This is a genomic window from Streptococcus cristatus AS 1.3089 (genome assembly GCF_000385925.1).
Lineage (GTDB): Bacteria > Bacillota > Bacilli > Lactobacillales > Streptococcaceae > Streptococcus > Streptococcus cristatus_B.
Genome location: NC_021175.1, coordinates 1,926,234 through 1,945,150 on the forward strand (window position 1 = coordinate 1,926,234; position 18,917 = coordinate 1,945,150).

Consider the following 18,917-nt stretch of genomic DNA (forward strand, 5'->3'; position numbering starts at 1 on the left):
TAAGATTATTTGCCCCATTTTGAAATAATCACATTTACAATCACTCCAAACAGCTTTCGAAAATCATTTACATTTCAAACTTTTCATTATTTTACAAGTTTTCATTTCATTATCAACACAATAAAAAGACTTCAAACCATTGTTTTTGATCAATAGTTTGAAGTCTTTTTTACTTTATTGATTTCAAAAAAGTTGTACTTTCTTCTATGTGTCTTACATCATTCCGCCCATCATGCTTGGATCCATAGCTGGTGCTGCTGGAGCAGGTTCTGGTTTATTGGCCACAACAGCTTCTGTTGTCAAAATCAAGCTGGCTACAGAAGCGGCATTTTGCAAGGCTGAGCGCGTCACCTTGACTGGGTCAATGATTCCAGCCTCAATCATGTTGACCCATTCGCCAGTCGCGGCATTAAAGCCTGTACCTGCTTCAGAATTTTTCAGACGGTCAATGACGATTGAGCCTTCGAATCCTGCATTCAGAGCGATTTGACGGACAGGCTCTTCCAAGGCACGGAGAACGATGTTACGGCCTGTCGCTTCATCTCCTGTCAATTCAAGAGCAGCTACTGCACCCAGTACGCTGACAAAGGCTGTACCCCCACCGGAGACGATTCCTTCTTCCACTGCGGCACGAGTTGCGTTAAGGGCATCTTCAATGCGGAGTTTCATTTCTTTAAGTTCGGTTTCGGTTGCAGCTCCGACCTTAATCACCGCCACACCACCGGACAATTTAGCCAGACGTTCTTGCAGTTTTTCCTTGTCAAACTCAGAAGTTGTACTTTCGATTTGTGACTTGATAACGGCCACACGATTGGCAATGGCTTCAGGATTGCCAGATCCTTCGACAATCACAGTGCTGTCCTTGTCAACAGTGACTTTAGAAGCTTGTCCAAGCGCTTCAATGGTCGCATCTTTGAGCTCCAGACCAAGGTCTTCTGTAATCACTGTACCGCCTGTCAAGATGGCAATGTCTTCCAGCATAGCCTTGCGACGGTCACCGAAACCTGGTGCTTTAACAGCCACTACATTGAAGGTACCACGAATCTTGTTAAGAACCAATGTTGGCAAAGCTTCACCATCCACATCATCTGCAATAATCAAGAGCGGACGGTTGGTTTTCAAAATACTTTCCAACAATGGCAGAATCTCTTGAATATTAGAAATTTTCTTGTCTGTAATCAAGATATAAGGGTTATCCAGATCAGCCACCATTTTTTCACTATCCGTCACCATGTATTGAGACAGGTAGCCACGGTCAAACTGCATTCCTTCTACGACATCCAGCTCTGTTTCCATACCTTTGGACTCTTCGATGGTGATAACGCCATCATTGCCAACTTTTTCCATAGCTTCAGAGATGTACTCGCCGACTTTCTCGCTGCGAGAAGATACGGCAGCAACCTGAGCAATCGCTTCTTTGTTAGAAACCGGAATCGCAGTTTCTTTCAGAGCGCTGACAGCAGTCGCAACTGCTGCTTCAATCCCGCGGCGGATACCGATTGGATTAGCACCAGCAGTGACGTTTTTGATTCCTTCTCGAACAATAGCTTGGGTCAAAACAGTAGCAGTCGTTGTTCCGTCCCCAGCAATATCATTGGTTTTTGAAGCAACTTCTGATACCAACTTAGCACCCATATTTTCGAAATGATCTTCCAATTCAATTTCCTTGGCAATGGTCACACCGTCATTGGTGATGAGGGGTGAACCAAAAGATTTTTCCAAAACAACATTGCGGCCTTTAGGACCCAAGGTCACCTTGACAGTATCTGCTAGAATATCCACACCACGAACCATTGCACTGCGTGCATCTGATGAAAATTTAATATCTTTTGCCATTTTTAAACCTCTTTCTTAGATTTTTACTCCACAATTGCAAGAATGCTTGCTTCTCCAACAACCAAGAATGTCTCATCCTGATCTTTGACTTCAATGCCAGCATGGCTTTCAACTAAAACCTTATCACCTGGCTTGACACTTGGTGCGACCAGTTCTCCGTTGAGCGTACGGATGCCTTGGCCGATTGCGATGACTGTCGCTTCTTTTGTCGCATCTTGCCCTGCACCAGCAATAACAAAGCCACCAACTTTCTGTTCTTTTTCTTCTACTTTTAAGACCACACGGTCACCTAATGGTTTTAACATGGTTTTCCTCCAAAGATTGAATTTTAGCACTCTATTATAGCGAGTGCTAATCTATAGTTAATATTGTATCACTTGGTCAGAAATAGTCAAGAAAAAAACTTTGCCAAATGACAAAGTTTTTGGGAGGAAAGTTAATTGGAATCCTTATTGAGCTAACTTCAGCTTCTCTTCAAAATCATCAATGACCTTTTGTAAATTCAGTCGACCCTTGTAGATGCCATAGCCAAAAACTAGCATGGCAAGGATGCCCAAAATAGCCAAGATAACACCGATGATGAACAGAAGCAGATTGGTTCGATGAAAGAGATAGATCAGGACAAAAGCGATTGGCTTCTTCCAGACAAAAAACAAAGGCATTGTCATAAAATACCTTCGTTTCTGTAAACATTTATTCAAATACAAATTGATTGTGGTAGAGTTCAGAATAGAAGCCGCCCAGTTGTAGCAGTTCCCGGTGGTTACCTCTTTCAATGACTTCGCCGTCTTTTAAGACAATGATTTGGTCAGCATTTAGTATAGTCTTTAAGCGGTGAGCGATGACAAAGCTGGTTCGGCCTGCCACAATAGCCTCCATCGCGCTCTGGATCTTGCTCTCGGTTACCGTATCAACGTTGGAGGTAGCCTCATCCAAGATTAGCACTTGAGGATCGGTCAAAAGGGTTCGAGCGATTGAAATCAATTGCTTTTGACCTGTTGAAAAGATGTTTTGATCATCATCTACGATTGTATCGTATTTATCAGGCAAGCTTTCAATATACTCGTGAATATGGGTTGCACGCGCAGCGATTTCAACCATCTCCTGACTGGCATCCGGCACTCCAAATCTAATATTGTCTCGAATGGTTCCGCTGAACAAAACAGAATCTTGCAAAACGATACCGACATGACTGCGCAAGCTATCTAAGTCATAGTCTCGGATATCGCGTCCGTCAAATTCGATACTGCCCTTATCCACATCGTAAAAACGATTGATCAAGTTCATGATGGTCGTCTTGCCCGATCCTGTCGGTCCTACAACGGCAATCATCTTGCCTTTTGGCGCTGAGATGGAAACATCTTTCAAAATCGACTTACCTTCGACATAAGAGAAATCCACATGTTTTATCTCGACGCCTTCTCTCAGCTCGGTAAAGGCTGGTGCATTCTGCGGACGCACTTCCTCAGGCGCATCAAACATTTCCTGAATCCGATCCGCACCAGTGAAAGCCAGCTGCAGACTTCCCCAGCTTGCCGCAACCTGAATGATAGGCTGATAGTATTGTTGAGAAAACTGTGTAAAGGTTGAAATCAGACCAATGGCTACTGAGGTCTTCACATTAGGATCATTGAGCATAATGGCTGAACCTACAAAAATCACGATAGCCGTATTGATCAGGCTCATTCCGTTCATGACAGGAAAGAGCAAGCCAGCAAAAGCGCGTCCTTTGAAAGTAGCTGACCGAACCTTATCATTTTGCTGGACAAAGCCTTTGATGACTTCTTCTTGCATCCCCTGCACAATAACTGCCTTCTGGCCGGAAATCGTCTCATCCATGTAAGCATTGAGCTGACCGACTTCTTTTTGCTGCAAGTCTGTATACTTGCGAGCCAGCTTGACGATGGATACCAAGACAATGATGGCTACTGGCGTACTGGCAATCGTCACCCAAGCCAAGGTCGCATGCCGCATAAACATAATGATAATCAGGCCGATATAGAGAGCGATATTGCTCATCACTTGGACTAGACTCTCGTTGAAAGCTTGCAAGATATTATCTAAATCGCTGGTAAAACGCGACAAGATATCCCCGTCTTGATGGCGGTCAAAGAAGGAAACGGTCAAGCGAGCCAATTTTCCAAAGAGCCCCTTACGCATTTCATTAGTTGAGTAGGAGATAATCCGACTCATCAGCAGCATGTAGATCAAGCTAGATAGCGAAAGGAAGATGAAAGCCAGCGCCAAATTCCACATAATTCCTTGAAAAGCGGCAAAGGCAGAAACGTCGCCTGAAGCCAGCTTGCCATTCGCAAAAGCACTGCCCAACTCCACCAACTCACTAATGGCTAGACCGGTAAAAATCGGAAAGAGAACCTGTAAAACCGTCGAGATGATAATCATAATCATAACGATCAAAAAGGCCAGTTTATACTGTTTAAAATATTGCCAGAAAAATTTCGCTGTCTTCATCTTAGTCCTCCTTTCCTTTTTGAGTCTCATAAATTTCTCGGTAGACATCATTTGTAGCGACCAAGTCTGCGTGTCTACCTTGGCCAATCAAGCGTCCTTGATCTAGCACCAAAATCTTGTCCGCATGAACCACGGAGCTAATCTTCTGAGCAATAATGATGGTCGTTGTTCCCTTCAAATCCTTGTTCAGCGCCTCTTGAACCAGTTTTTCGGACTTGGCATCCAGAGCGGAAGTCGAGTCATCTAGGATAAGAATATTGGGATTGCTGACGACACCACGCGCGATGGACATTCTTTGCTTTTGTCCGCCGGAGAAATTATTTCCCCGTTCTTCGACTTGGCTGTTGTAGGTATCTTCCATGCGATTGATAAACTCACTCGCCTGAGCAATGCGCGCCGCCTGTTCTAACTCTGGCAGGCTAGCATTTTGCTTTCCTTGACGCAGATTGTCCGCAATCGTCCCCTTAAATAAAATAGCTTTTTGCAGAACGATAGAGACATTTTTTCTCAGAGAAGCTTCACTAATATCTCGCAAGTCCTTGCCACCAATTTTGATGGAGCCTTCCTGAGGATCAAAAAGACGCGGAATAAGCTGGGCCAGAGTTGATTTTCCTGCTCCCGTTGCTCCGACAATACCAATCATCTCTCCCGGTTTGACTTCAAAGCTAATATCCTTGAGCATGGGCTCTGTATCTGTCGGATAGGTAAAGGTCACATGGTCAAAGACCAGACTACCTTCCAGATCTTCGTCAACTTCATTCTTGAAGGTCATCGCTGGCTCTGTATCCAAGACCTCCTTGATCCGCCGAATCGACACCATGGCACGCGTAACGGTATTGCCCAAAAAGCCAACCATGATAATAGTAAACATGATTTGATTCAAATAAGAAATGAAAGAGACAATGGAGCTAACCAAGCCTGGATCCATCTGTATCATGCTAGACAAGAGCCACATGGTCAGATAGACAGCCCCGTAGCCAACGATCATCATCATCGGTTGAACGATCGAAAAGGCATAACCAATAAAGAGATTTTGCTCCAAAAGTTCATCTGAAACTTGCGTAAACTTCTGATACTGCTCTCTCTCCTGCACGAAAGATTTGACGACACGGACACCACGCAGGTTTTCTTTGGCAATCGAATTGATCTTTTCTAAGAGAACTTGGAATTTGGCAAAGCGTGGACCCATCAAGCCCATCATCACTCCTGTCAAAAAGAAGACCAAAAAGACCATCAGGACAATGACCCACCACAAGGAAGGAATGGTCACCACCGCCAGAATAAAGGAGCCTAAAAATAAAATAGGCAGGCGGAATAAAATCTGAAACATCATCATGACCAAATTTTGCACTTGATTGATGTCGTTGGTCATTCGGACGACTAGATTCCCCGCATTGAACTGTTCAATATTGGCATAAGAGAAGGCCTGGATTTTCCGAAAGGTTTTTTCCCGTAAATCCGACGACACACCTTGGGAAATATAGGCTGCCAGAGTCACATTTGCCCCACCAGCGAGCAAGCCAACCAGACCAAAGCCCAGCAACCAAGCCCCCAAACGATAGATTTCTTGCCGATTTCCTGCCAAAAGAGCATTCAAGACATCTTTGAGATACAAGGGCTGCAACAGCGAGCTAGCCAGCATCAGCGATGTCATCAGAAGAGATAAAAAGATAAATAATTTATAGGCTGATAAAGCTTTTCTGAACATAATTCCTCCTCGTAGATTTTTAACTTTGTTTAGCTTCCTTACTATATCACACATAAAAACAATGTCAAGTAAGAAATTTCAGTTATTATATGGTACAATATAATAAATAACTCTAAAAGCAAGTGAGGCCTTTTGTGGGTCTCGTACAAGGAGAAAAGATGGATAAACAACGAATTGCTGTGATTGGCCCCGGTTCTTGGGGAACGGCTCTATCGCAAGTCCTCAATGATAATGGCCATGAAGTCCGGATTTGGGGCAATATTGCAGAGCAGATTGACGAGATCAATAACCAGCATACAAACAAACGCTATTTCAAAGATGTTGTTCTAAGCGAAGAGATCAAGGCTTATCACAACTTGAAAGATGCTCTAGAAAACGTAGATGCTGTCCTTTTTGTCGTGCCGACCAAGGTGACCCGTCTGGTAGCCAAACAAGTTGCGCAAACCTTGGATCACAAGGTAAAAATCATGCATGCATCCAAGGGACTAGAACCTAACAGCCACCAACGGATTTCGACCATTCTGGAAGAGGAAATCCCTGCTGACTTGCGCAGCGAGATTGTCGTTGTTTCAGGTCCTAGCCACGCTGAGGAAACCATCGTTCGCGATATTACCCTGATTACCGCAGCATCCAAGGATCTTGAAACTGCTAAATATGTGCAGGAGCTCTTCAGCAACCACTATTTCCGACTCTACACTAATACCGATGTCGTTGGCGTAGAAACAGCAGGTGCTCTGAAAAATATCATCGCAGTTGGAGCCGGAGCTCTCCACGGACTGGGCTATGGTGACAATGCCAAAGCTGCCATCATCACACGCGGTCTGGCTGAAATTACCCGACTTGGTGTCAAACTGGGAGCCAACCCTCTGACTTACAGCGGTCTTTCTGGTGTCGGCGACTTGATTGTCACAGGAACTTCTGTCCACTCTCGCAACTGGCGGGCTGGAGATGCGCTGGGTCGTGGCGAAAAATTGGCTGATATTGAAGCCAACATGGGCATGGTTATCGAAGGAATCTCTACGACCAAGGCAGCCTACGAATTAGCTCAAGAGCTCGGTGTCTACATGCCAATTACCCAGGCTATTTACAAGGTCATCTATGACGGCCATGATATCAAAGATGCCATTCATGATATGATGAGCAATGAGTTCAAAGCTGAAAATGAGTGGTCTTAAGTTACAGTATTTTTTATAAAGGAGAAAGTTATGTCAAAAGTCAGAAAAGCAGTCATCCCTGCAGCCGGTCTCGGTACCCGCTTCTTACCAGCCACTAAGGCACTAGCCAAGGAAATGCTGCCGATCGTTGACAAACCAACTATTCAGTTTATCGTCGAGGAAGCTCTTAAGTCTGGAATCAAAGACATTCTGGTTGTTACAGGGAAGTCAAAACGCTCCATAGAGGATCACTTTGACTCAAACTTTGAATTAGAATACAACCTCAAGGAAAAGGGTAAGAACGACTTACTCAAGCTGGTGGATGAAACTACTGGTATTGGATTGCATTTCATCCGTCAGAGCCATCCACGTGGGCTAGGAGATGCTGTCCTTCAAGCTAAGGCTTTTGTCGGAAATGAACCCTTTGTGGTCATGCTGGGTGATGATTTGATGGATATTACCAATGACAAGGCAGTGCCACTCACCAAGCAACTCATGGATGACTATGCGGCAACCCACGCATCTACAATTGCAGTTATGCAAGTTCCTCACGAAGAAGTCTCTGCTTACGGCGTTATTGCACCGCAAGGCGAAGGAGTCAATGGCCTCTACAGCGTTGAAAAATTTGTTGAAAAACCGGCACCAGAAGATGCGCCAAGCGATTTGGCCATTATCGGACGCTATCTGCTCACACCAGAAATTTTTGAAATCCTAGAAAAACAAACTCCCGGCGCTGGCAATGAAATTCAACTGACGGATGCCATCGATACCCTCAACAAGACTCAGCGCGTTTTTGCCCGCGAATTTAAAGGTGACCGCTATGATGTCGGCGATAAATTCGGCTTTATGAAAACTTCTATCGATTATGCTCTCAAGCACCCACAAGTCAAGGACGATTTGAAACAATACATTATCGATTTAGGCAAAAAATTAGATAAGAAAACGAAAAAATAAATAAAAGCGCTCAAGCAATAGATTAGCTGATGCAAGAACTTTTAACACTATACAGAAAAGAGGCTGGGACAAAAGTCCTAGCCTCTCAATTGTCTTTGGATGTCGAGCAAGACGCAGTGGTTGAGTGGGTCCTACTAGGCTGATTTCATCAGCTTTTACAGCCCTACTCAACTGTGCGGAGGTGGGACGACGAAATCGAATTCTAACGAATTACCGATTTCTGTCCCACTTTCATTGGGTTCATTTCTTAAAAAATTGGTCTTTGAAAAGTCAGAAAAATCAGAATAGCTGCTAATCCAAGGTAGGCCGCTAATGCTAAAAAACGTTGAGACTTGCTAAAAGCGTAACGCTCTCCCGAAACTGGTAAGATCACAGCTCCTAAAGCTCCACCGACTAGACCGCCCAAGTGCCCTGCAAGACTAATTCCCGGTAAAAAACTCATGATCAGATTGACAGCCAGCAGGCTCATATAGGACTGACCCAGCTGCTGCAGATAGTAGTTTCGCGTAGCATAACGAAGCACAACAACGGAAGCAAAAAGGCCGAAAAGAGCAGTAGAAGCCCCAGCTGCCAGGCTGTCGGGTGAAAAATAGACAACAAATAAGTTCCCCATCACTCCTGACATCAGGTAGAGTATCAAAAATTTCCAAGAGCCGAAGATGGCTTCAATCTGTCGACCAAGGAAGTAAAGCGTCAGCATATTAATCACAAAATGCTCCAAGCCAATGTGGATAAAAATAGCAGCAAAAACCCGCCAAAACTGCTCCGGCAGCGCTTGAATCGTGTAACCGCGCACGGCGCCAAAGTAATACAAGGCTTCGGAACTGCTGTATTGAAAACCGTAGGAAAGAAACATCAAGGCGAAAACAAGGCTCGTTAGGATAAGCAAAATGCTTGTCACGGGATAGTCTCTATCAAAGATTTGTTTCATAAATGAGTAACTCCTTTACTGCAACATCATGTTGAGCTGGTGTAAAATCTGCCTGCTGGGCTGCATAAATAGTGCTGATGGATGCTCCTGCATAATCAGCCAGATAACGGTCATAGTAGCCACCGCCGTAACCAATTCGAAAGCCTTGAGAATTGAAAACAACGCCCGGCACATGAATCAGATCAATCTCCGGCTTCTCCACAGCCTCTTCGCTTATCGGCTCCATAAGGCCAAAAGAGCTCTTTTGCAGGCTGCTTTCATCATAATCCACAAAGATCATCCGACCCTGGCCGTAGGTTTTAGGCACTAAAACCCGCTTGCCGTCCAACTGAGCCTGCTTGATAAAGGCTGCAGTTGAGATTTCATGCGGCATGGAAAGATAAGTAGCGATAACCTGAGCTTTTTGATAAGCTGCTGAACTGAGCAAGTGCTGGGTCAGCCAGCTATCTGCCTGCTCTTTTTCTTTTCCTGCAAGTTTCTTCATCTGCTTCAGTACAGTTTGTCTCAACTCTTTTTTCATGCAACTCATCCACCTTGTTCTTATCTTTCGTTGATTTTATAATCTAGGAATTTCCCAATCTTTTCAATAGCAAAGGACAGTGCTGCCTCGTCCGGTGTCATCTTGGGATGATGGAGGGCATAGGGACTATCCACTCCCAGCCAGAACATGACGCCCTTGACCTTGCTGAGCAGATAGCCGAAATCCTCGCCTGTCATAGCCGGCGCAATATCAATCAACTGCACTCCTTCTTCCTTCTGGAAAAAGTCCATCAATTCATCTGCCAGAACTGGATCATTTTCTACGGGTAGGTAGCCGCCTTGCTTGAGTTCCAAGTCCAATTCCAGATCGAAACTTTGGGCTATGCCCTCTGCTATTTCCCGTAAGCGCTTTTGGGTCAAGAGGTTCATCTCCTGAGTCAGAGTCCGAATGGTGCCATGCAGAAAGGCCGTTTCTGCGATGACATTGTTGGTCGTGCCAGCATGGAGCGAACCAAAGGTCACAACCGCTCCCTCGATCGGATCGACATTGCGGCTGACAATGGTCTGCACCTGGGTGATAAAGTAGCTAGCTGCCACCAAAGCATCATTGGCTTCATGAGGAAAAGCCGCATGACCGCCCTTTCCCTTAAAAGTCAGCTTAACTTCACAGGTCCCAGCAAAGAGAGTCCCTCTGTTAGTGGCAATATCGCCGACCTTAAGGTCCGGCCGCACATGAAGACCGTAAAATTCATCTGGCAGCCAGTCGCCAAAGGCACCGTCTTCATACATGAGCATACCGCCAGCTTCATTTTCCTCAGCAGGCTGAAAGAGAAAAAGCAGATTGTGGATAGGCTGAGCACTCACAGCTTGCTCCAGCAATCCTAGAGCGACCGTCATGTGCATATCGTGTCCGCAGGCATGCATGCGACCTTCATGAGTGCTGGCAAAGTCCAGTCCGGTATCCTCCACAATCGGAAGACCATCAATATCTGTCCGCCAGCCAATCGTCTTATCTGGTGAACTTCCTTTGATAAAGACCAAAATACCAGTCCGCCAAGTTCGGATTTCCACAAAGTCTAGACCTGCTGTCAGTCCATCAATGACCTGCATCAGGTAGGCATGGGTCTTGTATTCTTCCAGACCGATTTCAGGTATCTGGTGTAAATCACGGCGAATGTTCAGATAATCAAGCATCGTTTCTTTCCTTTAAAATCTTGTCAGAGCAAATTAAGAGCTAGACCGCCCCTGATGCAATTCAAGGGCGGCAATATTCTTTTAACCAAAATTAAAGCGTACGCAAGGCATCTTCCAAAGCTGTCTTCTGCTGGGTCTTCTCGTCAATGGTCTTGATAACTCGCGCTGGAACGCCAGCAACCACTACGTTTTCCGGAACATCCTGGGTCACAATCGCACCAGCCGCAACAACCGATCCACTGCCAATTTGTACACCTTCAATCACAACCGCATTGGCACCAATCAGCACATTGTCCCCAACCCGAACTGGCTCTGCGCTAGCTGGCTCAATGACTCCCGCCAGAACTGCACCAGCACCGATATGACTGTTTTTGCCGACAATCGCTCGACCGCCCAAAATAGCACCCATATCAATCATGGTCCCAGCACCAATCTCCGCCCCGATATTGATGACTGCACCCATCATGATAACAGCATTATCGCCGATTTCGACTTGGTCACGGATGATAGCGCCCGGCTCAATGCGGGCATTGATGTCGCGCTTATCCAAAAGTGGCACCGCTGAGTTTCGGGCATCCTGCTCTACGACATAGGTCTTGTTTTCTTCTAAGTTTACGAGGAGTGGCTTAATTTCTTCCCAATCCCCAAAAAGAACATTCCCTAATTTCACAACAGACCAAGGAATCGCACCGTGCAATTCCCCGTTAAAGGTTACTTTGACAGGGGTTTTTTTCTTGGCATCAGCGATAAATTTGATGATTTCTTGAGCATTCATTTTAGTAGCAGACATGGCGTCACCTCTTTGTTCTTTCTATTCTTTGTTGGGAGAGGAAAGTCCCTCTCCTATCTCTTTTATTTCTCTATTATAACACAATTCGGTTATACAGTTAGGACTTTATTAGCAACTAGTATGCTATTTAGACTCTTGAACTTTATTCAAATGGAATTGTCCGTCCTTGCCCTTGACAAAGTTTAAATGGAAGAAGGTTTTATCCTCTGCCCTATACCCATAGACATACTGTAATATCCTTTCACCACTGCTTTGTAGTAGTTGTTGGGAAGTCCCAAATGTTCTATCACTTCTAGATCAGTGATGCCAGTTTCTTCATCTAACGTCATTCCCTTAAGGAAGGAAAACCGTTCACCTGTCAAATCCTCATTTTGATAAATATTATAAGCTATGCTAGTAAGATGTAGACCTGAACCAAAATCCCAGAATTGAATGACAGCAAAGCCACCTCCTTTTAAATCATAGATCAGTGATAATAATGTATCCTTCTTGCCAATTACCGTTTCATCACTGCTTTTAGCTAAACCATGTTGACGAACAAAATCGGACACTATCATATTTTTATCCTCGTCCTCTTCAATCTTATATTTTATAAAATCCCTTGGTTCCCAATCCAAAACTTCGGCATTTGAAGAAGAATATTTTGCTTCTGTTCTTACTAACGGATTCTTTTTGTAAGAATTGGTCCAATTCCCGATTAAGACAAGCAGGCCAATAACAAGACCTATCAGGGCTAGAGCACTCACTACCCTGAAAAAAGAGGATTTTTGTGATAGCTTTAGTTTCCTAGACTTCGCTTTATGAATTGGCTTGGATAAAGCCTTTGTCTGTTCGAGGGCAGCTCCTCCCCGTTCCTGCTGATTCTTGACCGACGAAGTGTTTCTGGCTTTAAACTTGGATTTATGTTCCCGCCTCAATGCTTCTAAATTTCTATCTTTCACCTTTTCACCTATCAACTAAAAACTTGATTGCTCATTCCCTTTCTACAAACGGCTGATTCTCCTGCTAGGCAAACACTACTGAGCACCTGCATCTTCCGCTTCACTTGCCAAACCTGAGCTGTCTTTCAGTCGATAGCTCTGAGTGTCATCTTTTTCAAAAGAAAAACTAACCTCCTGGCCATCCTCCAAACGATAAGAAATCGATAAAGTGGTATAGCTCAAGATTCCCCCATGCCAATCAAGGCGCTCTGGAAGTCCCAACTGACTAACAATCTCTTGATAGGTCTTTCCTTTCTCTATACCAGAAAGATCTTGACGAGTAAGCTGAGCATTTCGGTTAGGCAGTTGCGCACTACTGAGATGAGCACATTTTAGGGACTCTAACTTAGGAGTTTCAGAAGGACCAAGATAGCTCTTAAAAGAGAGCTTAACTTTCGCTTCCGTCCCTGCTTGTGAATAGTTTAAATCTATTGTCTTGATTAGGTCATTTTGGTTCGTTTCCCTACCAGACTCAGCTTTCCCTAACGTTGCAACCACCTCGTCGACCTTTGTCAGATTTGGAACCGATGAAGTGAAGTCTGAGAACAAAGAAGTGACATCATCATAGGTAATATGAAACTGATACTCCTCTTTTTTAGCAATCCATTCTGGACGATTAGCAGATTTTAAATCTTGATTCTTTCCATATGAGTCTAACATACGAGAAATAGCTGCAGCTTTTTCTTTATCTTTTACCTTTTCCATCTCTAGCCACGTTATTCCAGCCTTAGCCAAAAAAGCCATAATCCCCAAACTAGAAAGTACCTTCACCCATATCTTAGAAAAGAATCCTAGTTTTTTCTTCTTAAACTCAACTTTATCTATCTCTCTAGCAAGCTCATTAGAGCTTATTCGCGGAGAAAGCTTTGTCTGCTTTGCTTCCGTTACAAGGCCAGACACCGGCTGGCTAGCTTGATTTCCACGAAGGATTTGGTTTTGTTTGTTAGCTTTCAGTGATTCTAAGCTAGAAATGAGACGCTTCAGCTCTCTCTGCTTTAATTCCAACAAATTCTGTGACAGAAGCGACAGAGGCTCCTTTACCTGCTGAGCTCCTGCTAACTGCTCAGAAAACATCGGCTGGTCTTGAGAACTTGTTTTAGCCCCATAGTCGTTTTTGTCCTCTATCGAAGAGATGGCAGACCGCTCATTGCTTGAGCTCTCTATTGGAAAGACCACTTTTGATGGAGACGAACCTGAAGGACGAGCTTTATTTTTTTCTTGCCCTCCCTGCGCTTCTTTCAATCCAGCAGATGGTTTGATATGTTTGTCTTCCTTGGTTTTCCATTTAGATAGAAAGGATGATTGGCTTGCTGGCTTTTTCGTTTGCGCCTTCTTGAATTTTGATTGATGTTTCTGCCTCAAAGCTTCCAGATTTCTCTTTCCCATAACTCCTCCTCATCTATTGGCTCTTCTATCATTGAAAAGACGACTCTATTAACTTCACACTGCCTCTTCGCTGAATGCTGCTATTCTCTTTTCTATAACCATACCAGTCAAATAGCTACGCAAACTATCAGAATTTCTACCTTGTGTACTTAACTGTTTCAAGACAATAGCCTACCCTGAAACTTGTCATGCTAATATAACTTTATTCCAGTATATCATATTTTGAACCGGCTTAGCTTGAAAGCACACAAGCAAGAAGGCACGAACTCTCGTCCGTGCCCACAAAACCAACTATATATAACCATTTTTATTTCACTTTTTCAGCCAAAATACGACCGCTGTTGGCATCAATAGTCATTTTAACTTTCTATTCTATCGCAGATAAACGCTTCTTAATCGTCTCCTTTTTTAGCTAAGAGAAAGTTTCCATCTGCCTGCTTTATAAAGACTAACTTATAATCATCAGAACTTGATGTAGTAAATCTAATCGTCATTTTAGTAGCTATTTCATGAGTTTTATAAGCTTTATCTGCGGACATTGACAAAGACGAAATAGCATGCCCCTTTAAAACCTCCTTATAAGAGATTCCATCCTTTCCTGTTTTTGGATCTCCTACTTTTAACTTATCATAATAATCAGAAGTCATAGGATTCATTTTAGCTTCTTGGGAGTCCCCTGAATAAGAAATGTTTTGTAGATAGTAGCTATCACCTGCTTTTCTAAAAGTAAGGTTTATTTTACGAACTGTGTGATAATAAAAATCTTCATCCTCCTGGCGATCTTTATCCAACTCACCCCACTCTAAATTAATTCTGTCCCTTTGAAACGAACCTTTTAAGGCTTTTCCATGCTTATCAAGAACATCTTCAATGGAAGTCCCTAAATCTGGCTCATCAAATATGCCGAACTTAAGCTCAGTAAGATCATCGATATCCCAACTAAAATCTGCCTCTTCTGGGTTGATAAACTTATCAGCTACATCCCTTTTTGATACACCTGTATCAGTCCTTAGTCCGAGGATTGGATAGAGATGCTTGGTTACATTCATAACACCTACAGAATGGCCAAAAAATAGACCAACAATAAGGCCTAAAACCGCAAAAGCAATAATACCAGTAAGGAGTAGACCTTTTCTAGGCTTCTCGTGATCACGCTTTACTGGCACATCGAACTGTACCTGTGATTGATTCATGTTCATCATTCATTCATCTCCTCTAAATTAATAACGTTCCGAACCAATGTATAGGAAATCCCCATTTGGCTGTGCTAAAAATCGCATTGTCTTATAATCCCCATCAACTTTATAAGATACAGTTGCAAGCAATCGAGTAGATTTATAGCTATCATCAGCAGCATCCCTTTCTGTTTCAATTCGAACAGACTGTCTATGCTTCTTTAATAATTCAGATAAAGATGTACCACCTTTACCTGTCTGTACATTTCCTTTTCTCAGACTTTTATACTCTTCTGTTGTCAAATTAAGATCTTCTGCGGTATCATTCTCATCTTCATCCTCCGAATTCTCGTCAGGATAAAATTCACTCAATTCATAAGCATACACAGACTTCAAGTAATAATTTCCATCAACTTTTTCAAAAAACATAGAAACACTTTGTTCTTTTGAAGACTTTGATCTCCTCCAAGAAAGAGTAACCCCTTTCTTTTCATATTCTACACTAGAAGCTAATCCATAGGTATTAACAATCTGATCTGCTGTTAATCCACGGTCATTCTTATTGTTATAGCTCAACAAACCAAGATCTTTGAGAGTCCAAGTAAATACGACCCTGTCTTTATCTGTAATAAAACCAGTTCTTGTATCTTTAGCCTCTTTCTCGGCACGTTCTAGTCGCTTAGAGCGTTGGATGTCTGCTTCGGACTTAGATGATTGTCCCCAAAGATAGCCTGCACCTCCACCAATCAATCCACCAATACAGATAGCAAGGATCGAAAAAACAATAAGTTTAGCCCAACCAGATTTAGACTTCAGTTGAAAATCTTGAGAGCCCCCCTGTTGAAAGGCCGAATTATTTTCTTTTTGAAAAGGTTGTTGAATATTTTGACCTTCTTGCGATTTAATAGGCATCTTATCTTCTGTTGTCATAATATCTCCTTTACTAATCTCCTTTGCCCGGCATCTCCTACTTTTCGTGACCAAAGTTTAACGCGCAAAGTATAAATATAGTAGTTCTACTATATCATAAAACGATATAATCCGCCAATACTCCTGTAGTTAAAGATAGCTATATAAAAAGCGATCTATTTCTAGATCGCTTCATCTGTTCATTAGAGGCGTGCGTTGAGTTCTTTGCTCAATTCTTCAAATCCTGGTTTACCAAGAAGGGCAAACATGTTGCGTTTGTATGCTTCAACACCTGGTTGGTCAAATGGGTTGATGGCATTCAAGTAACCTGAAAGGGCGATAGCCAATTCGAAGAAGTAGATAGTGTAGCCAAGAGTGAAAGCATCTTGCTCTGGAAGGGTTACGTACATGTTTGGTACATCACCGTCTGTGTGGGCAAGAAGGACACCGTCAGTCGCTTTTTTATTTACAAAGTCAACGTCTTTTCCTTGAAGGTAACCAAGTCCGTCAAGGTCTTCTTCCAAGCTAGGGATAATCACGTTCTTACGTGGTTTGTCAACACGAACAACTGTTTCAAACATGATGCGAGTTCCTTCTTGGATAAATTGACCAAGTGAGTGCAAGTCAGTTGAGAAGTTAGCTGAAGTTGGATAGATACCTTTTTGGTCTTTCCCTTCTGATTCACCAGCCAATTGTTTCCACCATTCTGAGAAGTATTGAAGTGATGGCTCGTAGTTTACCAAGATTTCAGTTGCATAGCCTTTGCGGTAAAGGATGTTACGAACGGCTGCGTATTGGTAAGCTTCATTTTCTGAAAGTTTGTCTGAAGTATAATCTTTACGGGCTGCGTTAGCACCTTCCATAAGAGATTTGATGTCTGCTCCTGATGCTGCGATCGGAAGCAATCCAACTGCTGTCAAAACTGAGAAACGCCCACCGATGTCGTCTGGAACTACAAATGTTTCCCAACCGTTGGCATCTGCTTCAACCTTAACAGCTCCTTTTTGGCGGTCAGTTGTTGCATAGATCCGTTTGTTGGCTTCTTCTTGTCCGTATTTCTTAACCAAAAGCTCTTTGAAGACACGGAAAGCGATAGCTGGTTCAGTTGTTGTACCTGATTTAGAAATCACGTTTACTGAGAAATCTTTGTCAGCCACGTACTCTACCAAGTCAGCAAGGTAAGTAGATGAGATTGAGTTCCCAGCGTAAAGGATTTGTGGTGCTTTGCGCTCTTCTTTTGTTTGCAAGTTTGCAAAGTGGTGGTTCAAGAAGTCGATGGCTGCTTTAGCACCGAGATAAGATCCGCCGATACCGATCACAACCAAGACATCGCTGTCTGATTTGATTTGCTCAGCAGCCTTCAAGATGCGGTCGAATTCTTCACGGTCGTAGTTTTCAGGAAGGTCCAACCAACCCAAAAAGTCGCTACCAGCACCAGTTCCTTTGCGGATCAATTCGTCTGCTGCAGTTACCTGTGCTTGCATGTATTCCACTTCATGTGGAGCTACAAATTTATCTAAAACTTTTGAATAATCAAATTTAATATGTGACATGATATTCCTCCATTTTTTCTTCCACTCTATCATATCGCTTTCATACTTTTTTAGCAAGTAATTCCTTCAATGAAAACGCTTTAATATAAAATTTTGTTAATTTTTTTACAATTTTGCAAATCCTAGACCAGAAGCGAACGCAATCGTTTGCGCAATCTGCTATTTTTACCAGAAAATTCCTGTCCCCAATTTCATGAGCAGGTTGAGATCTTCAGCCTCCTTTAGGCTTGACTCGCTAAGAGGCTTGATTCGGTTTACAAGGATTAACGTATTCCCACCTTAACTAAATATTAGTCAAGCAATTCAACGCAGTAGCTGATTGGCTATTCTTTCGCTTTTCAAGCTTAGAAGAAAGCCTAATCATCCTTGCGGGGGGTGGAACTACAAACAGAAGTTCTGTTTCACTCCCATCCATTACTCTAAGATTCATCTGCCCCTTACACAGGCTTGATTTTGTAGTTTTCGGAACCTAGTTCTCGCTTCGCTCAAACTGCGTCAATGTCTCTAAACTCATCTTCCTCCTTCGGAGTTGATTCGTTAAGGTAATTTATTCGGTTTACAGCTTTTTCCCCTAACGGGAAAAACTGCATCCACTGCCCTAAGATTCATCTGCGCCTTTCAGGCTTGATTCATTAAATATTAGAACCTAGTTCTCGCTTCGCTCAAACTGCGTCAATGCCTCTAAACTCATCTGCGGCTTGCAGGCTTGATTCGTTAAGAGGCATAGAAAAAGAGCACACAGTTCAAATCGCTTAGGGCTGCTGGATTCCTCCCCTGACCCGCTTCACGCAGAACTGTTGCTCCACTAATTAGTATAACACAAACTTTCTTTTTTGGCTAATTTTCTTTACTTTTTCCTACGATTTCTGAAAAAGTTCTGCATAATCGTCGCACATTCTTCTTCTAAAAGGCCGCTTTCAACCTCTACGCGATGATTCAACCGCTCATCCGTCAGAATATCGTAAAGACTGCCCCCAGCACCGAATTTCTGGTTTTTCGCCCCATAGATCACCTTGGGAATGCGAGCCAGACCGATGGCGCCACTGCACATGACACATGGCTCAATCGTGACAAAAAGCGTCGTATCTAGCAGGCGCCAGCTATTTTCCTGCTGATTAGCCTCCTCAATGGCCATGATTTCCGCATGCATGACCGCCCGCTGCAGTTCCTCACGCGCATTATGCCCGCGTCCGATAATCTGACCATCCTTGACCAAGACACAACCAATCGGTATTTCATCATTTGCGAGGGCAATCTCCGCCTCCTTCAGCGCCTCCCTCATAAACATTTCTTTTTCCTCTATCGTGTAGTCCATCTCTTCCCTCTTCCTTTCAGTTCCTTTGTTCATTATACCACAGGCAGCTTATGACTCACAAAAAAGCCGCCGATTGGGCG

Annotated in this window: 16 protein-coding genes, 1 other RNA gene and 1 pseudogene; 2 read left to right on the forward strand and 16 right to left on the reverse strand. The window is 43.4% G+C overall.

Annotated elements, in window-relative coordinates; all coding sequences use genetic code 11:
* Positions 1 to 213: 213 nt before the first annotated feature.
* From groL to I872_RS09535, 5 genes and pseudogenes are all read right to left on the reverse strand, one after another.
* Complete coding sequence (groL, locus tag I872_RS09515; protein ID WP_015605876.1) at positions 214 to 1,836, reverse strand: chaperonin GroEL; 1,623 nt, start codon at positions 1,834 to 1,836, stop codon at positions 214 to 216.
* A gap of 23 nt (positions 1,837 to 1,859) precedes the next feature.
* Positions 1,860 to 2,141 (reverse strand): co-chaperone GroES, encoded by a 282-nt coding sequence (gene groES, locus I872_RS09520; protein WP_015605877.1) that lies wholly within the window; start codon positions 2,139 to 2,141, stop codon positions 1,860 to 1,862.
* Positions 2,142 to 2,285: 144 nt separating this feature from the next.
* Positions 2,286 to 2,468: pseudogene (locus tag I872_RS09525) on the reverse strand (PTS subunit); the annotation flags it as partial.
* 61 nt (positions 2,469 to 2,529) lie between these two features.
* A complete protein-coding gene (locus I872_RS09530; RefSeq protein WP_015605879.1) occupies positions 2,530 to 4,308 on the reverse strand; it encodes an ABC transporter ATP-binding protein in 1,779 nt (592 codons plus the stop codon).
* Between the two features lies 1 nt (position 4,309).
* Complete coding sequence (locus I872_RS09535; protein ID WP_015605880.1) at positions 4,310 to 6,016, reverse strand: ABC transporter ATP-binding protein; 1,707 nt, start codon at positions 6,014 to 6,016, stop codon at positions 4,310 to 4,312.
* Positions 6,017 to 6,174: 158 nt separating this feature from the next.
* On the opposite strand from I872_RS09535, the gene I872_RS09540 reads away from it, so the two are divergent.
* Entirely contained in the window at positions 6,175 to 7,191 is a 1,017-nt protein-coding gene (locus I872_RS09540; protein WP_015605881.1) for an NAD(P)H-dependent glycerol-3-phosphate dehydrogenase, read from the forward strand.
* 30 nt (positions 7,192 to 7,221) lie between these two features.
* Entirely contained in the window at positions 7,222 to 8,124 is a 903-nt protein-coding gene (galU, locus tag I872_RS09545; RefSeq protein WP_015605882.1) for a UTP--glucose-1-phosphate uridylyltransferase GalU, read from the forward strand.
* A gap of 247 nt (positions 8,125 to 8,371) precedes the next feature.
* On the opposite strand, the gene I872_RS09550 is transcribed toward galU, so the two are convergent.
* The 11 genes from I872_RS09550 to tadA all read right to left on the reverse strand — a co-directional run bounded on the left by I872_RS09550 (position 8,372) and on the right by tadA (position 18,837).
* On the reverse strand, positions 8,372 to 9,055 hold the full coding sequence (locus I872_RS09550; RefSeq protein ID WP_015605883.1) for a rhomboid family intramembrane serine protease: 684 nt from the start codon (positions 9,053 to 9,055) through the stop codon (positions 8,372 to 8,374).
* On the reverse strand, positions 9,039 to 9,575 hold the full coding sequence (locus I872_RS09555; protein ID WP_015605884.1) for a 5-formyltetrahydrofolate cyclo-ligase: 537 nt from the start codon (positions 9,573 to 9,575) through the stop codon (positions 9,039 to 9,041). The genes I872_RS09550 and I872_RS09555 overlap by 17 nt, the downstream gene beginning before the upstream one ends.
* A gap of 20 nt (positions 9,576 to 9,595) precedes the next feature.
* Complete coding sequence (locus I872_RS09560; RefSeq protein WP_015605885.1) at positions 9,596 to 10,729, reverse strand: N-acetyldiaminopimelate deacetylase; 1,134 nt, start codon at positions 10,727 to 10,729, stop codon at positions 9,596 to 9,598.
* Between the two features lie 91 nt (positions 10,730 to 10,820).
* Complete coding sequence (dapD, locus tag I872_RS09565; RefSeq protein ID WP_015605886.1) at positions 10,821 to 11,519, reverse strand: 2,3,4,5-tetrahydropyridine-2,6-dicarboxylate N-acetyltransferase; 699 nt, start codon at positions 11,517 to 11,519, stop codon at positions 10,821 to 10,823.
* Between the two features lie 182 nt (positions 11,520 to 11,701).
* Positions 11,702 to 12,460 (reverse strand): hypothetical protein, encoded by a 759-nt coding sequence (locus I872_RS09570; protein ID WP_015605887.1) that lies wholly within the window; start codon positions 12,458 to 12,460, stop codon positions 11,702 to 11,704.
* 75 nt (positions 12,461 to 12,535) lie between these two features.
* Positions 12,536 to 13,885 carry a hypothetical protein gene (locus I872_RS09575; protein WP_015605888.1) on the reverse strand — a complete coding sequence of 450 codons (1,350 nt, stop codon included), beginning with the start codon at positions 13,883 to 13,885 and terminating at the stop codon, positions 12,536 to 12,538.
* Between the two features lie 392 nt (positions 13,886 to 14,277).
* On the reverse strand, positions 14,278 to 15,087 hold the full coding sequence (locus I872_RS09580; protein WP_015605889.1) for a hypothetical protein: 810 nt from the start codon (positions 15,085 to 15,087) through the stop codon (positions 14,278 to 14,280).
* Between the two features lie 18 nt (positions 15,088 to 15,105).
* Positions 15,106 to 15,990 carry a hypothetical protein gene (locus I872_RS09585; RefSeq protein WP_015605890.1) on the reverse strand — a complete coding sequence of 295 codons (885 nt, stop codon included), beginning with the start codon at positions 15,988 to 15,990 and terminating at the stop codon, positions 15,106 to 15,108.
* A gap of 182 nt (positions 15,991 to 16,172) precedes the next feature.
* Positions 16,173 to 17,522 carry a glucose-6-phosphate isomerase gene (locus I872_RS09590; RefSeq protein WP_015605891.1) on the reverse strand — a complete coding sequence of 450 codons (1,350 nt, stop codon included), beginning with the start codon at positions 17,520 to 17,522 and terminating at the stop codon, positions 16,173 to 16,175.
* A gap of 723 nt (positions 17,523 to 18,245) precedes the next feature.
* Positions 18,246 to 18,331, reverse strand: an RNA gene (gene ffs / locus I872_RS11180) — signal recognition particle sRNA small type.
* A gap of 38 nt (positions 18,332 to 18,369) precedes the next feature.
* Positions 18,370 to 18,837, reverse strand: a complete 468-nt coding sequence (gene tadA / locus I872_RS09595; protein WP_015605892.1) for a tRNA adenosine(34) deaminase TadA — start codon at positions 18,835 to 18,837, stop codon at positions 18,370 to 18,372.
* Positions 18,838 to 18,917 lie beyond the last annotated feature (80 nt).